Source organism: Tundrisphaera lichenicola (genome assembly GCF_051175385.1).
GTDB lineage: Bacteria > Planctomycetota > Planctomycetia > Isosphaerales > Isosphaeraceae > Tundrisphaera > Tundrisphaera lichenicola.
Map to the genome: position 1 here is coordinate 2,567,703 of NZ_CP195106.1, position 21,264 is coordinate 2,588,966.

The 21,264-nt window shown below is 67.0% G+C and carries 16 protein-coding genes and 1 pseudogene; 4 read left to right on the forward strand and 13 right to left on the reverse strand.

Features of this window, described 5'->3' with window-relative positions; all coding sequences use genetic code 11:
* Positions 1 to 58: 58 nt before the first annotated feature.
* The 12 genes from P12x_RS10120 to P12x_RS10175 form a co-directional block, all read right to left on the reverse strand.
* Positions 59 to 2,104 carry a DUF4175 family protein gene (locus P12x_RS10120; protein WP_435010745.1) on the reverse strand — a complete coding sequence of 682 codons (2,046 nt, stop codon included), beginning with the start codon at positions 2,102 to 2,104 and terminating at the stop codon, positions 59 to 61.
* Positions 2,091 to 4,322: a hypothetical protein gene (locus P12x_RS10125; RefSeq protein ID WP_435010746.1), complete on the reverse strand. Its 2,232-nt coding sequence runs from the start codon at positions 4,320 to 4,322 to the stop codon at positions 2,091 to 2,093. The genes P12x_RS10120 and P12x_RS10125 overlap by 14 nt, the downstream gene beginning before the upstream one ends.
* 105 nt (positions 4,323 to 4,427) lie before the next feature.
* On the reverse strand, positions 4,428 to 6,875 hold the full coding sequence (locus P12x_RS10130) for a vWA domain-containing protein (RefSeq protein WP_435010747.1): 2,448 nt from the start codon (positions 6,873 to 6,875) through the stop codon (positions 4,428 to 4,430).
* 20 nt (positions 6,876 to 6,895) lie between these two features.
* Positions 6,896 to 9,058, reverse strand: coding sequence for a BatA domain-containing protein (locus tag P12x_RS10135; protein ID WP_435010748.1), 2,163 nt, complete (start codon positions 9,056 to 9,058; stop codon positions 6,896 to 6,898).
* Positions 9,055 to 9,969, reverse strand: a complete 915-nt coding sequence (locus tag P12x_RS10140) for a DUF58 domain-containing protein (RefSeq protein WP_435010749.1) — start codon at positions 9,967 to 9,969, stop codon at positions 9,055 to 9,057. Before P12x_RS10140 ends, P12x_RS10135 begins: the two co-directional genes overlap by 4 nt.
* Complete coding sequence (locus tag P12x_RS10145; protein WP_435010750.1) at positions 9,938 to 10,984, reverse strand: AAA family ATPase; 1,047 nt, start codon at positions 10,982 to 10,984, stop codon at positions 9,938 to 9,940. Before P12x_RS10145 ends, P12x_RS10140 begins: the two co-directional genes overlap by 32 nt.
* Before the next feature lie 15 nt (positions 10,985 to 10,999).
* Positions 11,000 to 12,100: a prenyltransferase/squalene oxidase repeat-containing protein gene (locus P12x_RS10150; protein WP_435010751.1), complete on the reverse strand. Its 1,101-nt coding sequence runs from the start codon at positions 12,098 to 12,100 to the stop codon at positions 11,000 to 11,002.
* A complete protein-coding gene (locus P12x_RS10155) occupies positions 12,097 to 12,963 on the reverse strand; it encodes an SIMPL domain-containing protein (RefSeq protein WP_435010753.1) in 867 nt (288 codons plus the stop codon). Before P12x_RS10155 ends, P12x_RS10150 begins: the two co-directional genes overlap by 4 nt.
* Positions 12,956 to 15,067 carry a PQQ-binding-like beta-propeller repeat protein gene (locus P12x_RS10160; protein ID WP_435010754.1) on the reverse strand — a complete coding sequence of 704 codons (2,112 nt, stop codon included), beginning with the start codon at positions 15,065 to 15,067 and terminating at the stop codon, positions 12,956 to 12,958. Before P12x_RS10160 ends, P12x_RS10155 begins: the two co-directional genes overlap by 8 nt.
* A gap of 358 nt (positions 15,068 to 15,425) precedes the next feature.
* Positions 15,426 to 16,943 (reverse strand): ascorbate-dependent monooxygenase, encoded by a 1,518-nt coding sequence (locus tag P12x_RS10165; RefSeq protein WP_435010755.1) that lies wholly within the window; start codon positions 16,941 to 16,943, stop codon positions 15,426 to 15,428.
* 29 nt (positions 16,944 to 16,972) lie between these two features.
* On the reverse strand, positions 16,973 to 17,962 hold the full coding sequence (locus P12x_RS10170) for a hypothetical protein (protein WP_435010756.1): 990 nt from the start codon (positions 17,960 to 17,962) through the stop codon (positions 16,973 to 16,975).
* The gene (locus P12x_RS10175; RefSeq protein WP_435010757.1) at positions 17,959 to 18,516 is read right to left on the reverse strand and encodes an RNA polymerase sigma factor; all 558 of its coding nucleotides are present in this window, start codon (positions 18,514 to 18,516) and stop codon (positions 17,959 to 17,961) included. Before P12x_RS10175 ends, P12x_RS10170 begins: the two co-directional genes overlap by 4 nt.
* 254 nt (positions 18,517 to 18,770) lie before the next feature.
* Between P12x_RS10175 and P12x_RS10180 the strand changes: the two genes are divergently transcribed.
* The 4 genes and pseudogenes from P12x_RS10180 to P12x_RS10195 form a co-directional block, all read left to right on the forward strand.
* On the forward strand, positions 18,771 to 19,355 hold the full coding sequence (locus P12x_RS10180) for a Pycsar system effector family protein (protein ID WP_435010758.1): 585 nt from the start codon (positions 18,771 to 18,773) through the stop codon (positions 19,353 to 19,355).
* Positions 19,355 to 19,876: a hypothetical protein gene (locus tag P12x_RS10185; RefSeq protein ID WP_435010759.1), complete on the forward strand. Its 522-nt coding sequence runs from the start codon at positions 19,355 to 19,357 to the stop codon at positions 19,874 to 19,876. Before P12x_RS10180 ends, P12x_RS10185 begins: the two co-directional genes overlap by 1 nt.
* A 136-nt stretch (positions 19,877 to 20,012) precedes the next feature.
* The gene (locus P12x_RS10190; protein ID WP_435010760.1) at positions 20,013 to 20,222 is read left to right on the forward strand and encodes a hypothetical protein; all 210 of its coding nucleotides are present in this window, start codon (positions 20,013 to 20,015) and stop codon (positions 20,220 to 20,222) included.
* A 12-nt stretch (positions 20,223 to 20,234) separates the two neighbouring features.
* A pseudogene (locus P12x_RS10195) lies at positions 20,235 to 20,567 on the forward strand (peroxiredoxin family protein); the annotation flags it as partial.
* A gap of 70 nt (positions 20,568 to 20,637) precedes the next feature.
* On the opposite strand, the gene P12x_RS10200 reads toward P12x_RS10195, so the two are convergent.
* A complete protein-coding gene (locus P12x_RS10200; RefSeq protein WP_435010761.1) occupies positions 20,638 to 21,174 on the reverse strand; it encodes a redoxin domain-containing protein in 537 nt (178 codons plus the stop codon).
* Positions 21,175 to 21,264: the final 90 nt, after the last annotated feature.

The window sequence follows — 21,264 nt, forward strand, 5'->3', positions numbered from 1 at the left end:
CATCTCCGATCGGTTAAAGGACAGTTGTCGATGATACCACATTCTGCCGCGCCACGGCTCAGGGATCGAGCCGGAACGGGTCGGGGACGGCTTCGAGATCCTGGGGGGGCTCCAGTTTCTCGGCGATCTTCGAGAGGGAGTCGTGGATCTCATCCTGGCCCGACTTCAGCGTCTCGATCTCTCGACGGAGGGCCGGGGGGAGGACCGTGGCGTCGGGTCGGTTCTGGTCGAGCTGTACGGTGTCGTCGTCGAGCCGGACCTGGAGGAGTCGGATCATCTTGAGTTCGGCGATCAGCCGATTCAGCTCGCGTTCGCGGGCTCCCAGCTCGGAGGGGAGCGGAGTCCCGGGGGCCGGCGGGGTGGTGGGCGGTAGTCGTCTCATGGCCTCCAGGAGCCCCAGGAGGTCCTGCTCCACTCGTTTCTCCTGGTCGATCGTCCGGGGCGAGGCGTCCCCTTCCTTGAGCCAGCCCTGGATGGACCGCATCTGTCGCGAGATGACGCGAAGGGCGGTCGGCAGGGCGATCCCGAATTCGGTCTCCTCGGTCAGTGCCACCAGTTCGTCGGCCCGATCGGCCAGCTCGGCTTCCATCGGAGACTGGCCCGCCACGAGGATGAACGCCGCTCGGGATTTCTGGGCGATCCGGGGAGCCTGCCCCTCGGTGGTTTCGCGGATCGTGGTCTGGGTCTCGTGCATCTCGGTCAGGTCGGCGATGATCCGGGTCGCGAGCTCGGATCGAAGCTCGACGAGGAGCCCTTCCAGCGACTTCCCGAGGTCGCCCCGGGCCTTCTCCAGATGCTTGAGCGCGGCCAGCTGGTCCTCGGCGGCGGGCTTGGCCTTGGTCTTGGCCAGGTCCCCCACGGCCGATTCCATCGGCGCACTCGCCCGGATCAGGTCTTTCTGGAGGGCGATCCCGGTATCCCCCAGCCGTGCCGAGACCTCGGCGAGCTTGTCGGTCGCCTGCCGATTCCTGGCCTGATCCTGCTCGAACCGGCGGAATTCCTCGTCGGCGATGGCCTTCTCGGCCTCGGCGGTCCGCTCCTTGAGCCGATCCAGCTCCTTACGAAAGAGGTCGAGGGCCTCCCCTTCGGGCTCGATGGCGGCGTCGGAGTCGGCCGTCCCCAAGTGGGTGACCGCATCGGCCAGGTGGGGGTCGGCCCGCTTCAGGTGGGGCGGATCCAGCCCGGCGAAGGCGGGGGATTCGGCCAACCCGGCCGCGGTCGCCTGGATCTCGGCCTCGCGATCGTGCCCCGCCTGCCTCGCGGCCTTCTTCGCCTCGTCCCCATCCGCCTGGGCGACCTCTTTGGTCTCACGGATCAGGTCTCCCTGGGACTGGACCAGCTTCTCCAGCGCGGGCAGGCTCTCCCGGAACTTCTCCAGGTCGGCCTGATTCTGGTCGGCGTTCCGGGACCAGGCCAACTCTCGCTTTTCTTCCTTGATGATCCGGTCGATCTGCGCGATGGCCTCGCGCATCTGGCGGAGCCGTGCGAGCTTCATCTGGAAGTCGAGATCCTCGGCCAGGAGGAGATTCCGGAGGTGGCCGAGCTTGGCCAGGAGCTCGCGGACCTCGGTCTCGGCCTTGGCGAGCTGCGCATCCTTCAGCAGGGTATGCGTCTGCTTCATCTGGTTGAGGATCAGCTCCTCGCGCGAGAACTTGAGCGCCAGGCCCAATCGCGAGGCGTTCTCCGGCTCCAGGCTCCGGAGTGCCTCGGAGAGCCGGAACATCCGCTCTTCCAGCTCGGTCATCTGGGCGGCGGCGTTCTCCTGCGTGAAGCCGATCGAGTCGCGATCGACCGCCCCTCCGGCCGGAGGTTGGGCGGGATCGGCCGGCTTGCCGGGCTCGACCGGCTTCTTCTCGCCCGACTTCGGTGCTTCGTCGAACACGTCGGCGGCCTTCTCGGTCGGCTTCTTTTCATCCGCCTTTTTCTCTTCCGCCTTGGGTTCCTCGTCGAAGAGATCGGCGGCCTTCTCGGCCGGCTTGTCCTGGGCCAGGGCCTCGCGGGTTGCCGAGGGGCCGACGAGAGCCAGGAAGAGGACGAGGCTCCCGAGCCCGGTCGGGACGCAAGATCGGAGCCACCGCGAGGGATGCCGGTCAGGGCTTCTCATCGAAAACCTCCCGGGCGCGCGATTCTCGCGCACCTTCCGTGGCCTTGAGGACTTTCTGCTGCATCTTGATGACCTCGGCGACCTGGTTCACCACGTCGACGAAGCTTTCCCACTGGGACATCTGGTCGAGGATCTGTTTCATCTGGGCGACGACCTCGCCGTGGAGCTTCCGGGCGGCCTCGCGACTCTCCTCGGAGGCCGAGGCCGTCGCCCCGAGCGTCTGCAAGGCCGACCGCAGCTGGTTCATCGGGCCGGCCGTCAGCGCCTTGATCGGGTCGATCACGCCATCCTGGAGGAGCCGGTGCGACTTGGCCGTGCCGATCTGGTTTAGCTTCATTTCCTGGAGGGTGTCGCCGATCCGGCCGGCGATCTGGTCGAGCTGCCGGGCCACCGCCTGCTCGGCCCTCATCACGCGGTTGATGTCCTCGCTCGACGCCTGGCTGGCCAGGATCGGGGTCTGCTTCTCGGCCGATTCCAGGGCGGCCACGAATTTGGCACGCTCGGCCCGCTGGCGGATCAGCAGCTCGTAAAAGAGTTCGTCGGGTGAGACGACCTGGAGCTGGATCACGCCCGATCGCCCGGTCTGGACGCCTCGAGGGTTGTGGTCGTCGGCCTCGCCCACGAGCCGGAGGATGGTCCCGACGCTGGGCTGATCCACCTGCAGGACCACGTCGTGCCGGGTCACGTGGTCGAGTTCCGGCCGGGCCTTGTCATAAGTGAACGGGAAGTTAACGACCTCGGACCTGGTTTTCGACTCGGGCTTGTCGTCGGTCCCGACGTTGGCCGTCCGATCGATCTTGAGCCGGAGTGCGGCCAGGCCGATGTCGTCGGTCGCGCCGAGGGTCAGCGGGATCGTCGCGACCGGGGTCACTCGGGCCCCGACCCCGGCGGCCCGCAAGGTCACCCGGGGCTCTCGGTCCTTGAGCAGGCCGATCGAGAAGAACGCGGGCTTCGATCCCAGGCCGGTCTTTCCCGAGGTCAGGAGGACCTCCAGGGTCGTGGCCTCGCGGAGCGTCCATTTCGCGGCGAAGGTCCGATCGTCGAGCCGGTCGAGGTCCGGAGTCTTGCCGGGGTGGACGTTCAGCTTCGTCTCGGTCAGGGGCTCGGTCCCCACCAGGGTCATCTCGACCTCGGTGTCGGGGAAGAAGAGGAGGTGCTGGCGAGGATCGGCGATCTCGCGGAATCCCTGCTCGGCCGAGCCCGGCTCCTTGACCCGCAGCTTGACCCCGGCGAGCGAGGGGCGATCAACCCGGTCGACCGGGATCGGCCCGAGCCAGTCATCCCCCCCGACCAGCTCGAACGTCGAGGACGTGGACGAGGGGGGGAGATCGTGGCGGAACCGACCCGGGCCGGTCGAGACCATCACCGCATCGCGGACCTTCCCCTCGGCCGTCCGCTCGCGGATCGTGACCGTCGACGGGGGCTTCGGCCCCTCGGGCTTTCGGCCCAGGGTGAGCGACTCGCCCCGACCGCCGAGCGACCACATACCCCCCTCCTCCCGGACGATCGGTAGGTCCGACCGGACTTCGAGCGCGAACCGCTCGTCGCGGGGGACCAGGAGATGCCCTTCGGAATCGAGGCCCATCACGGTCAGATAAGTCTGCTGCGGCCAGCGCTCGTTCGAACCCAGGAGCCATCGGGCGAAGCTCAGCCGAGCGGCCTGGGGGCTAATTGTCGCGAAGAGGATCGGGATCAGGAGGCCAACCCCGAGGATCGCCGCCTGGGTCGCGGTCCGCTTCCGGTTCCAGAGCGACCGCCAGTCCGAAGCGGCCAGCGCCTCGGACGCCTGGCGGACGGCCAGGCGGACCATCGCGGGCGAGGCCGCCGCCGAGGACTGGTCGAGCAGGTCGGGAAGCTGGAGGACGTCGGCGATCCGCTGACCGGTCCCGGGCCGGTGCCGGTCGAGGATCATGGCCATCGAAAGGTCGTCGAGACGAGCCGCTCGCCACTTCCGGATCGCCCGGGCGATGACGAAGGCCAGGGCCGCCCCCAGGCTGATGGTGACCAGGGCCAATCGTGACGGGAGCCCGAGGCGGAGCCACCAGTCCAGGAGGATCAGGAGAGCGGCGGTCGCCACCAGGATCGTCGCCGAGTCGACCGCCAGTTCCAGGGCCAGTTGCAACCGGAGCCGTCGTCGAAGGCGCGCAAGCTGATCCCGGAGAGCACGTTGCTCGTCGAGGATCGAGGCCGAGTTCGGCGAGTCGGTCGCGATCGTCACGGTACAGGCCCCAAGGGTCGAAGGTCGGCTCAACTCAAAGTGACAACGGGCGAAACATGGAGATCGGAGGGATTCGGGTCATCCGCAATCCGCTCGATGTTCGGATCAGACCATCCTCGAAAGTTTCCGCAAAATCCATTCGCCGGTCAGCCCCAGGACGATGATCGAGAACAGGATCGGCGAATCCCAGAGTTCATCGCGGTTCTCCAGGGTCCGGGTGACTTCACGCATCGAGATCGCTTCATCGAGTTGCTTGAGGTCTCCCAGCTCCAGGACCCGGCCCCCGGTGAGTCGGGCCAGGTCGGTCAGGAGCGGCCGGTTCAGGGCGGGCTCGTCGATCTCCCTCCGGGGAGGCTCGACGCGGAAGGTAGTGACCGAGGGCTTCACGGCCGCCCCGGCGTCGGCCGAGGTCGCCGAGACGATCCTCAAGGTGTAGGCCCCCGCCTGCTCGGCCGGGAAGGTCGCGGTCAGGAGCGCGGGGTCCTCGGCGGACCGATCGAATCGGAGCGGCTCGGGCGGCTGTCCGGCGATCTCCAACTCGGCGGCCAGCCCCGCCGCCTCGGCGATGGCCGCGGCCTCCCCATAGCGAACGCCGATGGTCACCTGGTCGCCCACCCGGTAAACGCTCTTGCCCAGGTGGACATCGAACGGGAATCGCCCCCCCAGCGCCTTGTTCCGGCCGACCCGATCGACCAGCCTGGCCCAGAATCCGTCGAAGTTATCCTCGGAGAGATAACGCCAGCGGTAAGTGCTGTCGAATCCGATGAAGGCGGTCCGGCCCGGCCCGTAGAGTTGCGAGGCCAGCAGGACATGCCGACCATGCTGGTTCTGCATCCGGGGGTCGCCGTGGCGGGCCAGGACCGTCGCTCCCGGTCGGGCCCGGGTGACGGGGAAGCTCCAGTACATCCCCGGGAGGCTCCCCAGGACGACCCGGTTCCGGATCGGGTCGCCCGCGAACTCGAAGATCGGGTCCCCCTTCCCTTCGGGGGTCAATTCGAGCGTGTAGGTGTTCAGGGAGCTGAGCCGGGCCTCGGCCTCGGTCCGGAACAGGCCGGGCTCGCGGACCACCGGCAAGATCCGGGTCCAGTCGCCCGCGGCCGACTTGGCGTCGGCGGCCTCGAAGAGCTGCTGCGAGTGGAGTTCCCCGGCGACGAAGATCAGGCCGCCGCCCTCCTGGCCGACGAACTTCGTGATCATCTCGGGCCACTGAGGTCCGAGCGCGACCATGTCGGGGTCGACCAGCAGGAGGGCGTCGTACTTGTTCAGCTCTTCCTGATTGTTGGGGAGTCGCGTGATCGGGCGATCGCCCGCCTGACGATAGCCGGGATCGGAATCCTGGAGCCAGGCGGCGAAGTCGACGTGCTGGTCCCGCATCAGGGCGTTCCGGAGGAACTGGACCTCGGGCGAGGGCTCGCCCGCGATCATCAGGAGCCGGATCTGCTGGCGGACGACCTTGACCTGGGCGGTCGCGGTGTTGTCTTCCAGGGTCAGTTCGGGGCCGGCGTCCTCGACCCTCGCGCGGAACTCGTGCTGGCCAACCTCCTTGGGGGTGATCCGGAAGGTCGAACGCTTGAGGATGCCGTCCTCGCCCAGGACGACCCTCTGGGTCCCCACGGGGGTCCAGTCCTTGTCATTGACGCGCTGTTCGAGGACGACGGTCGCCTCGGCATCCTTGAGGCCTCGGGCCTCGACCACCACGCCCAGGGTCATCGGGTCGCGGACGAAGACGACCGGGCTGGCCTCGATCTCGGCCAGGCGGAGATTCCTCGGCCCCTCGTCGGCCCCGGCGGCGATGGCGAAGATCGGGATCCCCTGCCGGACCGCCGCCTCGGCGGCGCGGAGCGGGTCTTCTCCCGCGTTGGACCGACCGTCGGTCGCCAGGATCAGGCCGGCGACCGGCTGCCCCCGGTGGGTTGACAGGACTCCCGCGATCGCGTCGCCGACCGGAGAGACCGAGCGGTTGGCCTTGAGACTCTCCAGCTTCCGCGACTTCGCCGAGAGGTCGGGGGCGGCTCGAGAGGCGGATTCGAGGTCATAAGTGTAAAGGTCCCGACCCTGGCCGAGGGCCTCCAGGTTCGGGGTTAGGGCCGACTTGACCAGGTCGAGCCGGGGCGTCTCGCGGAGCCGATCGACCGCCGGTTTCCCGCCCTCCGAGGGGATCTTCAGGCTCGCGACCAGGCCCGCCGCCTTCGACTCGTCGGTGTAGGGGTCGGAGAACTTCATGCTCTCCGAGTCATCGAAGACCATCGCCAGCCTCGACCGAACGGTCTCGGTCCTCGACGTGATCAGGACCGGTTCGACCAGCATCGCCACGAGGGCCAGCAGGACGACCCCCCGGAGGGCCACCATCGCGACGCGACGCCCTCGGCGGAGTTCGCGGGCTTCCCGGCGATAGAGCCACCAGAGGAGCGCGACCAGCGCGGGGACCGCCACGATCAGGCCGACGGCCGCCAGCCCCTTGGGCAAGGCGGCGAACTCCAGCCTCGTGCCGTCCCCGACCACGGAGCCGGGCGAGCGGTCGATTCCCAGGAGGATTTGCCAGAGACGGTTCATGGGCTTCGATTCTCGAGGCGTTAGCGGGAACGACCCACCCAGGTCGCGAAGATCGACTCGACGATCAGGAGGCCGAAGAGGCCCCAGGCCAGCTCGTGCCAGATCTCACGACCGGTCGGGGAGAACAGGTCGGCCCCGTCCTTCCCGGCCGAGGCGATCTCGACCTCCAGGGGCTTGAGCATCGCCTTGAGGTCGGGCTCGGCGATCCGCCCGAGGTCGCTCTCGCGAGCGTCGGGATTGGCGGCGTAGGCATCCTGCTGGGTCCCCAGAGGGCCTTCGTCCCAGGTGAGTCGGTACAGGCCGGCCTGACGCGTATCGGGCACGTCGATCGCGACGGCCGGGCCTCGCTCGTCGGTCGGCCCGCCCATCGGCGAGGCGGTCAGGTCGCGGGGCTCGCCCCCGCCGGGGGGGATCAGCCGAGCGTTGGCCACCTGCTGATCCGATCGGACGACCTCGCGGATCGGGTCGCCGGCCGTGACGTTGTTCTCCAGTCGGGTCGGGCGTGCGGTCCCCCGGACGGCCTCGCGGACCGCCAGGACGAAGCTCGGCTCGATCGGCCAATCATTCCCGGCGCGGTCGGCGGTGGTCGTCCAGAGGAGGACGCGCCCCTCGCCCACGACCCGCTCGATCACCGCAGGCGAGCGCCCGGGGTCGTTCCAGCGGGCCAGCACGCGGACCTGCCCGTCCTCGGCCACCGGCTCATCGACGGCCATGATCTGCCGGACCGCCACCCGCTCCAGGGCGGTGGTCTTCAACTCCAGGAGCTTCTCGATCGGCGAAGGGCGGAGCGCCTCGATGATCACGCCCCGGATATCGCCGTCAACCGGCCCCTTGAGCCGGACCGGGAGGACCGGGTCTTTCCCTCGATAGAGCAGCTCGTTATAGAGCCCGGCGTCGAGCTTCGACCCGGTGTAGATCATCAAGCCCATCCCCGCCTTGACCAGCTTGAGGATGCGGTCGGCCTGCTCCGGGGTGGGCGCGGCGACGTTGGCCAGGACCAGCACATCCGGGGTGTCGAGCCTGGGGTTGAGGAAATCGACCTCGTTCGCGACCTCGACCCGCCAGGCCTCGGCCGAGCCGACACCGATGGACATGGGCGCGGCCAGGTAGTCGACCTCCGACCCGAAGGGCTCGGTCGAGGGGTCGCCGTCCACCAGGCGAACCAGGAGCGAGTCCTTCACCGGAACCGCCGCCCATCGCCGGTTGTCCCCCGGCAGCCCGTCCTCGGGAAGCTCGAGCGAGAGGTCATGGGGGCCGGCCCCCGGGAACTGGACCGTCAACGGAATGCGCGCGGTCTGGCCGGGGGCGATCTCGGGGAGCCTCACCTCGGTCGGCTTGTCGTCGACCCGGAGGACCGCCTTGACCCCGCTCAGGAGCCGGGGGGAATCGTTGCGAATCTCGGCCTCCCAACGGCTCTCGGCCCCGGCCAGGATCGTCCGGTCGAGCGAAGTCATCGACCGGAGCGCCACATTGGCCGAATCGTCGATCCCCACGTCGATGATCCGGACCTGGACCCCCTGCTCGGCCCATCGGGCGGCGACGGGGGCCACCCCGGCGTCCCACCCCGAACGTCGGAGGTCGGTCAAGATCGTGAGCTGGCGGGTCGGATAGGTGCAGGAGCGAAGGACCTCGTCGACCCCTTCCAAAACCAGGGGCCAGGAGGCGTGGACGGCGCTCGGGGCGACCGACGCGACCGCCCCGGCGAGATCCTCCCGGCGCGAGCCCTCCACTTCATGGATCACCGGAGCCCGGGGCGCCGAGGTCGCCAGGATCGTGAATCGATCTTCCGGCCGGGCCGAGGCCACCAGGGCGGCGGCCGCCTCCTTGGCCTGGCCGAAGGCGGGGGCGGAGGCGGTCCCGAAGCCCATGCTCAGCGAGTCGTCGATCAGGACCACCTGGCTCGATCGGCCCCCGCTCCCCAGCCACCCTTCCAGGCCGGTCGGGTTGACCACCGGCCGGGCCAGGTAGAAGAACAGCAGGACCATCGCGGCGACCCGGAGCAGCAGGAGCAAGAGTTGCTCGATCTGGATCCTCCGGCGATTCCGCTGGACCGTGAGCTTCAGGTAGCGCATCGGGGCCCAGTCCACCCGGCGGAACTTCCGACGGTTCAGCAGGTGGATGATGATGGGGATCGCGCCCAGGAGGGCACCCCATGCCAGGAGTGGGCTCAGGAAGCTCATCATGATGGTCGGGCACCCCGGCCCACTTCGTCCCGAGAGTGGAGGAACGCGCTCAGCGACTCGGCGAGCGGCTCGTCGGTCAGGAACCGGACATGGTCATAGCCCCGGGCCCGGCATTCCTTCCGGACTCCGCCGAGGAATTCTTCCATCGCCTCTTGATAAGAGCGTCGAAATGCCCAGGGTTCGGCGAAAACTTCTTCCTCGCCCTCGATATCGGTGAAGATCGTCGGTCCGTCGAAGGGGAGTTCCATCTCGTCGCGGTCGAGGACCTGCAAGACGAGCACCTCGTGCCCGAGGAAGCGGAGCCGATTCAGTCCGTCGTAGACGGCATCGAGATCGGTCAGGAGATCCGAGACGATGACCATCAGGCCGCGCCGACGTCCCTGGTTGGTGATGGTCCGGAGCTGGCCACCCAGGTCGGTCTGCCGCTGGGGGAGGCATCGTCCCAGGATCTCGGACATCACCAGGACCTGCGAGGGCTTGGCGTCGGGGGGAAGGATCGTCCCGATTGATTCGTCGAAGAGGACCAGGCCGACCGGGTCCTGCTGGCGGGTCAGGAGCATCGCCAGCGAGATCACCAGGGTCGCGGCGTAGTCGAACTTCGAGAGCGGGGCCGAGCCCTTGTAGTTCATCGATGCGCTCGCATCGACGACGAAGGTCACCTTGACGTTGCTCTCTTCCTCATACTGCTTGATGTAATGCCGGTCGGATCGCGCGAAGACCCGCCAGTCGAGGCGACGAAGATCGTCGCCCGGGGTGTAGTCGCGATACTGGGCGAACTCGATGTTGAACCCGTGGAAGGGGCTCCGGTGCTGGCCGTTGATGGCCCCCTCGACGAGCCTCCGCGAGCGGAGCGTCAATTCGGACACCCGCGCGATCGCGTCAGGATCGGAATATTTCCGCGACGGCGGCATCGGCGGCTCCCTTCCGGACCGGGATGTCGTTGAGGAGCCTCGTGATGATCGAGTCGCTCGACTCTCCGGACGCCTGCGCGTTGTAATTGATCACGATCCGGTGCCGGAGGACCGGCCGGGCGACGGCCTGGATGTCGTCGATCGTGACGCTGGGCCGCCCCGCGAGCGCGGCCTTGGCCTTGGCCGCGATGATCAGGGCCTGCCCGGCCCTCGGCCCCGCGCCCCAGGAGACCCACTCGCCGATATAGCTCGGGCCGCCGTGGGCCGGCCCTCGGGTGGCCCGGACCAGGTCCATCGCGTAGTCGATGCAGAGATCGGTCACGGGGACCCGTCGGACGACCCGCTGGAGCGCGGCGATCCGCTCGCCGGTCAGGAGCGGGGTGATCTCGGGCTCCTCGGCACCGGTGGTCAGACGGTAGATCCTCCGCTCCTCTTCCGGCTTGGGATAGGAGATGTAGATCTTGAACAGGAAGCGGTCGAGCTGGGCCTCGGGGAGGGGATAGGTCCCTTCCTGCTCGATCGGGTTCTGGGTGGCCAGCACGAAGAACGGGTCGGGCATCGGGTGGCGGTGGCCGCCGGCGGTGACCTGGCGTTCCTGCATGGCTTCCAGGAGCGCGGCCTGGGTCTTTGGGGGGGTCCGGTTGATCTCGTCGGCCAGGACGAGGTTGGCGAAGATCGGCCCGGGGACGAACTTCAGCTCGCGGGCCCCGGTGCTCCGATCCTCGTAGAGGACCTCGGTCCCGGTGATGTCCGAGGGCATCAGGTCGGGGGTGAACTGGATCCGGTTGAACTCGAGCGAGAGCGACCTCGCCAGCGAGTTCACCATCAGGGTCTTGGCCAGGCCGGGAACGCCTTCGAGGATGCAGTGCCCCCGGGCGAAGACGGCGATCAGGAGTTGGTCGACGACCTCGTCCTGCCCGATGATCTGGCGGGAGATCTGCTCGCGGATCTGCTTGTGGGCGTCCCGGAGGCCTTCGAGTTCGGCCAGGTCGGGCTCTTCGGTCGTGTGGCTCAAGGGCTCAGACCTCCGTCATCGTTGGAAAACCGGGAGATATTTGAACGGGAGCTGGAGGATGATCACGGCGATCGAGGTCCCGTAGACCTGGCCGATCCCGTCGCCGTTCCAGGACCCGTCGGGCTGCTGCATGGTGAGGAGCTGGTCCCGGACGGCCGGGAAATACTTGTCCCAGTACTCGTCGCCGGCCATGTAGAATCCCTGGGCGGCATAGAGGTGGGTGTAGAAGTCGTGCCCGCCCCCCTTGCTGAACCCCTCGTTGGCGCGGAACTGATCCCAGACGTACTTGAGGCAGTCGGTCGCGATCGGCCCGTCGAACTGTCCTGCGTTGTAAAGGGTGGCCACGGCCGCCGCCGAGATCGCGATCCTGGGGCCGGTCGGGGAGCTGAGCGAGTACTGGATCCCGCCCTCGGGGGTCTTGCACTTGTCCAGGTACTTCACGGCCTCCTCGATCACCGATCGGGGGACCAGGAACCCCGCATTGTGGCAGGCCCGGAGCGCCTGGACCTGGGTGACGGTGACCGAACCCTCGTCCCCGGTCCCCGGGACGTAGGTCCACCCGCCGTCGCCGCTCTGCCCCTGGCTTGTGAGCGTGACCGCCTTCCGGATCGCCACCTTGACCTTCTGGCGGAGCGACTCCTTGGTGATCATCCCGTAGACGCAGGCCAGGAACATCAACGCGAAGCCGTGCCCGTGCATCGGCATCCCGCTATCCTGCGAGGGGCCGGTGATCAGGCCCGAGGGGGTCGAGCAGCGGACCAGATACTCGACGGCCCCCTGGACGTTCCGCGAGTACTTGCCCCGGCTCGGCGAGTTCCCGTGGGCCAGCATGGCGGTGCCCGCCAGGCCGGTCATCGCCACGGGGTAGGCCTGCCCCCCGCCGGTGATCCACGAGCCGTCGTCGGTCTGGATCGAGGCGAGGTAATCCAGCCCCTTGGTGACCGACGCGATCGCGTCCTGGGTCAGGTGCTTGGGGAGGACCGCCGTGTCGGCCGCCCGGCCGACCGGGAGCCAGCCCGCGCCGGCGATCGAGGCCGCGCCCAGGCCGCAACGCCCCAGGAAGCCGCGACGGGTCTCGGGCCGGGGCCAGGGTCGATGACGCTCGCCGATATTCATTGGCCGGCCTGCCCTTTCCCTTCGGGCCGGGGATGGACCTCGAACCGCACGAGGAGTTCGACCTGGATCGGGATTTCCTGGAACTTGGCCGCCTCCAGCCGCTTCCGGGGGAGTTCGCCGTCGGCATTCGCCCCCCTCTCACCGGGGACCACGATCTCTCGGATCGCCACGACCGGCCCGAGTTCCACCCGGCTCAGCCGGGCCAGGCGTTCGGCGCGGGCCCGGGCGTCGGCGATCGCCTTCTCGTAAGCCTCCTGCTCCAACTTGTCGAAGTCGTCGAGGACGAAGCGGACCAGGCCCCCGGTGTTCTGGGGATAGCCGTTTCGATAATAAAAGTAGGGGTCTTGCTGGGTCCCGATCCTGGCCCCGGCATCCTGAGCCACGTCGAGGAGCCGGGAGACCTGCTGGAGGACCTTCTCCTCGTCCATCTCGCGGATATCGGTGGCCCGGGCCACGAGCTTACGGGAGAGTTGGACCTCGGTCTTGGCCCGCGAGTTGGGCTGCATCCCGCCGAAGAAATAGGGATTCTGCACCGCCCCCTTCTGGTCGACCAGCAGGCCCCGTTCATCGAGGTGGACGTTGGCGAGCTTGAGCCCGGCGAAGGCGTCCTGGAGCTTCTTCCGGGCATCCCGATACTTGACGATCGCGTCGGCGGTCAACTCCGAGGAGGCGGAGACTTCCAGGTCGAACTCCACCGAGTTCGGGCGGGCCGCAACCGCCCCCTTGCCCGCGACGGTGAAGCCCTGGATGTTCTCCCCGGAGCTTGGCGCCCCCATCTGGCCGAAGAATTGCGCCCGGGATACCCCCGGAGCGACCAGGGTTGCCAGCCCGAGGACGATCGCCCCGGCCATCGACTTATTCATTCGAAGCCCTCTTTCTCGAGGCCCCGGCATCCTCGAGGGCGGCCCGATCGGCCCCCGATGCTCGCCGGGGATAGGCCGAGATCGTACGGTTGGAGGCCGAGATCAGCCACGAATTGGTCAGGAGGAGGTCGCCGCCGGCCGACCCCAGGTCGCCGCCCCGGAAGATCCGCCGGACCTGTCCCGAGCCCGGGTCGATCTCGAAGATGCCACGAGGGGTCAGTTGCCAGATCCCATCGGGGCGGACGATGACGCGAGCTTCCAGGCTCCCGCCCGGGATCCGGGTCGCCCAGAGGAGCTGGCGGCTCTTCAGGTCCAGGGCGCTGATCTCCGGTCCGCCGAGGATCGCGAGATCGCCGACCGTCCCCAGCAACCGAGAGGACGTCGAGATCGGCCGATCCCAGACGACCTTCATCCGGTCGGGATCGACCGCGACCAGTTGATCCGACTTCGCCCCCTTGACCAGCAGGGCATCGCCGAACCGCCCGGGCGGGCCGCTGGCCGTGCTCGGCTCGGAGGGCATGTTGTAGTAGAAGAAGCGGCTCTGCCCCTCCGAAGCCTCGGTCTTGTAGCCGAAGCCCCAGTCGAGAGTCCCCGAATCGGCATCCAGCCGGGCCATCACTCCGGCGTGGGTGTCGAGGTAGATCGCCCCGGCGTCGAGGATCAGGGTCGGCTGCGGGGTCGTGTCGCGGGAGTAATAGTAGTAATACATGTTCGGACCCTGGCGGAAGGTCCCGGCCTCGGTCTTCCAGAGGACCTTGCCGTCGCGGGGCTCGATCGCCAGGACGAACTGCTTGGGGAGTTCCTGCTGCTGGGGGTTTGGCAGGCTCTTGCCCACGACGAAGAGCTTTCCGTCGGCCAGGAGCGGGACCCCGTAAAGGTCGACCTGGGCGTAGTCGGCCAGGTCTTCCGACCGCCAGACGACCTCTCCCCCCTCGGCCCTCAGGCAGGTCAAGCGGAACGGGGCGAACATGTTCTGGTCTTTGAGATCTCGGCCCACGGTCCAGACCAGGTCGTCCGAGGCGACCACCGCGAATCGCGCCGGGTCGATCATCTGGGCCTGGCCCTGCATCGCGAGGATGTCCAGGTGATGGAAGGATCCGGACCGCCAGAGCATCTTGCCGCTCTTGGCATCCAGGGCGAAGACGTAGCCGAGGAAGTTGACGAAGATCGACGACCCGCCATCCGCCACCGCCGGGACGACCGCGCTCAGGGCGTTGGACTCCCACTGGGTCAACTCCGGAGGAGTCATCCCGGCCTCGATCGACTCGGCGAACCGGACCTGCCAGGCCGACTCCACCGTCTCCGCCAGGTCCAGGCCCGCCTCGGCGGGGCCGGCCGCCGGGCCTTTCGCCTTCGAGGCCGGAGGATCCTCGCCGATCAGGCTCTTGAGGAGTTCGGTCGGCCTGCCCGTCGAGCCGCCGATGGTCACCTTCTCGTCATCGTGGCGATCCGCCAGCTCCGACCGGACCTGATCGAATTCCGATCGCCGCCCTGACCGATGGAGGGCCAGCGCCGCCTTCAGCGAGATCAGGCCAGGCGCGAGATCCGTGTCGGGGCGTTCCCGGAGGATGGCCAGCCAGCAATCGGCCGCCCGATCGAACCGCCCGAGTTCGTAATAGAGATCGCCCAGCCGGTCGGCCGCATTATCGCCGATCGAGGTGGTAAAGTAGGCCGAGTAGACCCGTTCCAGGGAACTCAACAGGGTCGGCCCATCGGCTTCATCGAGCAGCTTCTTCGCCTCGGAGTCGTAGAAGACCCGATAGGCGGCCTGCCCCTCGACGGGGAGACCGGCCAGGACGGAGTGGCGCTTCTTCGAGACCGGGATGATGAAGCCCCCCTCGCCATCCAGGAACCGGGAGGCCTGTGCTTCGGGGATCGTGTAGAGCGACTTCAGGGCTCGTTCCCAGGCCCCTCGCCGCCCGAACCGCTCGAAGTCGTCGAGCGCCTCCTTCACCTCGGCGGAAGCCGGCGGCATCTGGAAGGGGCGGGAGGGATTGTCGTTGGAGACCTGATCCGCCTTATCGTCGTCCGGGGCCTGGCCCTGGGCGATCGAGCGGAAAAGAATGGTAAGGAAGAGAAGTGTTACCGAGACTGGACGAGTCACGATTCGGTCACCTCTTCGGGGAGACTGTCGCCCGTTGACGGATCGAGCGTCTTGCAGGATGACCGGAATCGAACGTTCCAGAAGGTGGTCATCATCACCGCCGAGGGAATGCTAGCGGACCCGTTGAGGCTGCCCTCGCCGGGGGTAAACCACTTGTAGTGATCCAACACCCAATGTGCAAGCGAATTTATTAAAAGTCACGATTTCTTGCTTGGGTGAGTTCAGGGGACTTCCGATATTACAGCCGGCCTCCATTCAAGAAATCGAAACTACATCGATCTAACGCGGAACGGCTTGCGATGGACCCGGGGTCCGTCGCAAGCCGTTCCTGTCAGAAGGGAATCGACAGCGGATCCGGTCAAGGCTGCTCCTGGGCCTCGTCGCCACCCAGCCGGACCCGGATGGCCTCCTTCAGTCGGTCTCGAAAGGGTTCGGGCATGGCGTCCACTTCCTCCGAGGAGATCCGCCCATCGCCATTCGTGTCGAATCGCCCGAGCCGATCCTGGAACCGCTCGGGGATCGCGAACCCTCCGGCCGGGGACCCGACTCCCCCCTTCCCGGCCTGGCCCCGCCCGAGGCCGCCGACCAGGGCCGAGCCGAGGCCGTTGCCCCGCATGGCCACGATCTTCAGGAGGTCGCCCGGCTTCTCGGTGACGACCTGGACGCCGACCAGGCACATCTCATCGGTTGTCTGCTCGCCCCAGGTCACGCGTTTTGGCGGCGTATTCGGGTTCCGAGGATTCTCCGACGAGTTGTCGTAGTAGGCGTCGAGTTTGATGACCGTGCCCTTGGTTAGCTTGACCGGCGATCGGTACTGGTACTGGCCTTGCCAGTTGAAGTCCCAATCCTTGATCCAGATCAGGGGGATCGTCGTGCCGTCGGGCGACTCGGCGACGACCTTCATCTCCCGGCCGACGTTATGCATGTGGGGGGTGATCCCGATCGCCTGGGCGTCCACCGGCAAGGGGGCACTCTGCGCGGTGACGTGGTGCCGCTTCTCGCCCGCCGGGATGTTGAGGTTTCGAGTCCGGACGGCGATCCCGCCGACGATCTTCCGGGCCGGGGTCTTGGTGAAGTAGATCCCGACGACCGACTGGTCGAGCTCGGCCTTGCCGTCCGGATGGTAGTGGACCTGGAGGACCAGATCGCTCCCCTTCCGGAGATATTTCCCCATCCCCTCGGGGAGGAATCGGGGCATCGCGCCGGGAGCCCAACCTCCCAGGGCGCCGGTCGGCAGGATGCCGGGGCCGCCGAACGAGGCGTAACCCGGGCCGGGTTGGGCCTCGTCTTTCCGACGAGCCGCCCCGGTGTTGTCGAGGAAGAGGATCGCGTGGTGGACTACCTTCCGGTTTCCGGGTCGGAACTCGAACGCGGCGACCGTTCGGTCGGTCTCGGTCGGGATCGGGATCACGAAGCACCGGTAGATGTCATCTCCGCTGGCGGGGACTTCGAACGGTTCGGAGGCCTTGACGACGAGATTGGGCTCGCCGAGTTGCCAGCCGTCGGAGAACCTGGGCGGCTCGGGAAGGTCCTTCGGGTCACCTTCGGGGGCTCCCGCCTCGGTCCAATCGGCGATGGTCCGGATCTCGGCCTCTGTCAGCTTCCGTTCGTCGTGGAACTCGCCGAACCCTGGCTCGGCCTTCCAGGGGGGCATCCGGCGAGTCTCGGTGATCTCCCGGAGGAAGTTGGCCCGCTTGGCGGCATCCTTGAAGCTCAGGAGCGAGAACGGCCCGACCTCGCCCGGCCGATGACAACCGGCGCAGTTCTTCCAGAGGATCGGCGCGACATCCTTGTTGAAGGTCGGGGCGTCGGCCCCGGCAACGCCCACATCCACCAGCAAGGCCAGGGCGATCAGGGGCCAGGTTCGGGTCGGCATGAATCGATCTCCGGGTATCACGGTTCGGGTCAGGGGTCGTCGGGTGCCATCGGAGGCGGGTCGATCGGGCTCCCTCGGTCCTTCGAGATCTCCCCGGGGCGGACCCCGAAGAGGCGGAGCAAGAGCTGTCGACGGCGCTGGGGTTCGAAGTCGCGTCGGAAGATCAGGTAGGGAGATTCCAGGTGGCCTTCGAGCTGGTAACTCGAATTCTCCAGGGTCGCGGTTTCTTCCAGGGTGAAGGTGGTGGTGATGGCCTGACCGTTGAGGACGCGAGTCAGGACCATCCGACGGATGACCTTGGTCTCCGAGTCGATCTCCAACTCGGCCTCGCGGAGGATCGGCCAACGTCCCGGACGCGGTACGGTCCGGATGATCGTGCTGGCCTGAGAGCCGAAGCCGGGACCGGGCTCGCTCCGAAGCTCGAAGTTCCGGGGGAGTTCGCCGAGCAGCGTCTCCAGCCGGACGCTCAGGACGTCGCACCGAAAGGCCACGACCGGGGGGACCTCATCGGGATCGAAGCGGATCCCCCGGCGGGGCGAGAGGGCCAGCCAGAGGGTTCCCTCCGGGTCGCGACCCCAGTTCAGATGAAGGAGGCCGACGTCGGACTCGATCCAGAACCGATCTCCGCGAGTCCAGAGACGGGTCCTCCGGGGGCGAGCCAGGCGCGGAAACCCATCATCGGGGAATTCGGCGACGGCCTGGATCTCGACCCGGTAGCAGCGGTCCATCGGCTGGGAGTGGACGTCCATCGATTGGCGGATGATCGTCTCGGCATTGGCCTGCTTCGGTTGGAGGTACAAGACCCCGAGCGACCCGAGCAGGATCGACGCGGCGACCGCCCCCAGGGCCCACCGTCGGGAAATCTTGCGTCTCGGCGCGACTTTCGGACGAGGTCGCCCCATGGCCTCGCGGATACGATCGAGCGCCGGCCCGACATCGACTTGCGAGGCCTGGCGATCCAGATAAGCTCGGACCAGGGCGTCGACCGATTCCTCCGGGCTCGGGCTAGGTTCGCTCATTGCGACGGCTCCTCCAGGTAGCAAGCCAGTTGACCGACCATGAGCTGGCGGGCCCGATGGATGAGGACGCTCGCGTTTCCGGGGGTGGTCCCCAGGACCTCGGCGATCTCCCGGAGCGTGTGCCCCAGGCTTTTCAACTCCAGGGCGGCACGCTGGGCCATCGGCAACCGGGCCAGCCCCTCGGCGATGGCGGATTCCAGCTCTCGATCGAGGAGCGGTTGGATCGGCTCGATCATCCGCCGGTCCTCGACGCCGGGGGCTCGACTCCCGTCCGGCCCTCGATCGTCGAGGCTGAGATGGGGCCGATCGCGGCGGTTATGGTTGAGGCACGCATTGGTAATCGACCGGAAGAGGAGCTTCGAGCCGTCGAGCAGGAGGTCATACTCCCCAGCCTTCCGAAGCAATCGACAGTAGCAGTCGTGGACCACGTCATCGGCGAGGATCCGATCTCTCAGCAACGAGGAGGCATAGGCGACCGCCCGAGGGAGCGTCGAGGCCACCCAGTCATCCAGGTCATCGAACGCGTCGGGCGACACCTCGCCGTGATCGGCCAAGACGGCCCCTCCCTACGATCCCGGATCGAGTCGAGGCCGGCTCCGAGCCCCGCCTCCTCCATCCTCTACTGATGAAAACACGCAGAGCCTCCCAGTATTACAGTAGGTGCTGATTTTTTCCGGACGACCCAGCAACCCCCAGGAAGGACTGAGGCCAGACGTCCTACGGTTGCCGGATGGGTCCGGGTTTTCTATGCTTGGTGGCCGTTCGGAAAATGGAATGGCTTTCGAGTCTCCGACGGAGTGATGACCCGATGATCGACTCCGCGGCTTCTTCTTCCGGAGCGTCCTTCGCCCCGCCGACGCTCCCGGATCAGGTCGCGACGTTGCGGCATCTCGACCCGGCGGCCGCCCTGGCCTTCCGGACCCCGCTCCAGGAACATCCCCCGGCGGCCGACACCAAGGCGGCGGCCATCCTGACCGCCCTGGGGATCATGCTGACCCTCCTGGCCCGCTACGGGATCCACCTGACGGCGATGCTCACCGGTCGAGGTTTCGAGAAGTTCCTGCTGGTGGCCTTGCTCCTGGGATTCGCCGCCCCGGGCCTGGCGGCGATCATCCAGGCGTTCCGGACGATCTCCCCGCGATTCCCGGCGGCCCCGCCAAGCCTGGCCTTCTTCGGCGACATCGCTCGTCTCTCGCGCGAGCAGTATGTCGAGAAGGTCGGCTCGATCTCGCACGAGGATGCCCTGGAACAAATCCTGATCTACAACCACACGCTGGCAACGATCTGCGTCGAGAAGTTCCGGCACCTCGGAAAGGGCGTCCGGTTCTTCCGGTGGGCATTCGCCTGCTGGCTCCTGTTGATGGTCCTGGTCAACCTGAGGATCTTGTTCTGATGAGTGATCCCGCCGGGTCGCCCTCGGGAGCCGCGAGGCTGGCCTACTTCACACCGGTCCGCGAATATCCCCCCCTGGGGGACCGCAAGGCCAGCGCCCTGCTGACCGCCTACGGGCTGATGGTCACGGTCCTCCTGACCTTCTCTCAAGACATCGGATCCATCGTGAGCGGGGAGAATCGTTGGGCGGCGGTCCTGCTCCTGGGAATCCTGGCCCCTCTGGCGGTCCTGATCCTGATCGGAGCCTGGTATGCCTTCCTGGCGCTGACCCGGACAATCCCGCCGATGCCGAACTCGCTGGCGTTCTACCCGCACATCGCGGCCCAGCCGCTGGGCGGTTATCTGGATCGGGTCAAGTCGCTCGACCAGTCCTCGGCCGTCTCCGCCATGCTCCACTACAACTACAGCCTGGCGACCCTCAGCGTGTTGAAGTTCCGCCTGATCGATCGATCGATCGCCTGCGTCCGGGCGACCTTCAAGCTCTGGGTCGTCCTTATGTTGATGGTCGCCCTGTTCGATTGAAACGAAAGAATCCGGCCGAGGAGACGTTCCGGACTTACTCTGGCCTGTAGTCCTGGATTTCATGAGATGAGCGAGCCCGATCGACAAGCGTCAGCCGGGTCCGCGTGTTCAAAGGTTCCTCAATTAAGGAGTATGCATGTCACTCCGAATCTCTCAACTGACCATGATGGCCTCGGTCATCCTGGCCACGTCAGGTGCCCTGGCCCAGGAGGCGACCGGTCTGAAGGTCGGCTCGAAGGCGCCAGACTTCACCCTGAAGGATCAAGAGGGGAAGGATCGCTCGCTCGGCGAGATGCTCGGCAAGGACAAGGTGGCCCTGATCTTCTATCGATCCGCCGACTGGTGACCATTCTGCCGGACGCAGCTGGTCCAGCTGCAACGTGACCTCAAGTCGATCGAAGCTGCGGGCATCCAGGTCGTCGGCATCAGTTACGACTCGCCCGCGACGCTCAAGAAATTCTCCGACAAGGCGAAGATCGGCTTCCCCCTGCTGTCGGACCCCGAGAGTCGGACGATCGAGGCCTACCACATCCGCAACGAGGCGGCGAAGGGCAAGGCCGACGGCGTCCCTCATCCCGGGACCTTCCTCCTCGATCGGGACGGCGTGATCCGGGCCAAACTCTTCCTCGATGGATACCGGGATCGGCACACGACCGACGCCCTCATCGAGGCGTCCAAGGCCATCAAATAACCGAAAGCCACTCAGCCCGCCCATCCCGACCGGGTCGCGGTTGGGCGGGTTCGATGAATCGAGATCTGGCTCAGCGTCGTTCGAGGAGCGCCGCGTCGACGACCTTTCGAACCTTCTCCTCGCCGTCGGCACCCTTGTAGCTCAGCTCGCCCTCCCATCCGTAACGGACCACGCCGCGACGATCGACGACGTAGACCGTCGGCCAGAGCCGGTTGTTCCAGGCCTTCCAGTTCGCCCCGTCGTTATCCACGGCGATGGCGAATTTCAGGCCATTCTTCTCGGCCTGCTTCCTGATCCGATCGAGGTCACGCTCGCCGGTCGTCTCGGGAGTGTGGATCCCGACGATCACCACATCCTTGCCGGCGTATCGATCCTGCCAGGCCTTGTAATGGCCGTAATTATTGACGCAGTTATAACATCCATTGGTCCAGAAGTGGACGATCACCACCTTGCCCCTGAGCTTGGCCATCGTCAAGGGTTCGGAGTTGATCCATTCCGTGACACCTCGGAATTCCGGAGCGGGGGCCGTCGATCGGGACTTCAAAAACTGGCCTTGTGCGCTCCCGGACGACACCAGACCCAGGAATGCAACGAGCAAGAACGACATCCGACAAATTCCTGACATGATCGAGTCCTCGGGTGTCGAATGATCCGCCGCGATCGCGACGGCCGATGGCAGCACAGACGATCGCGACCT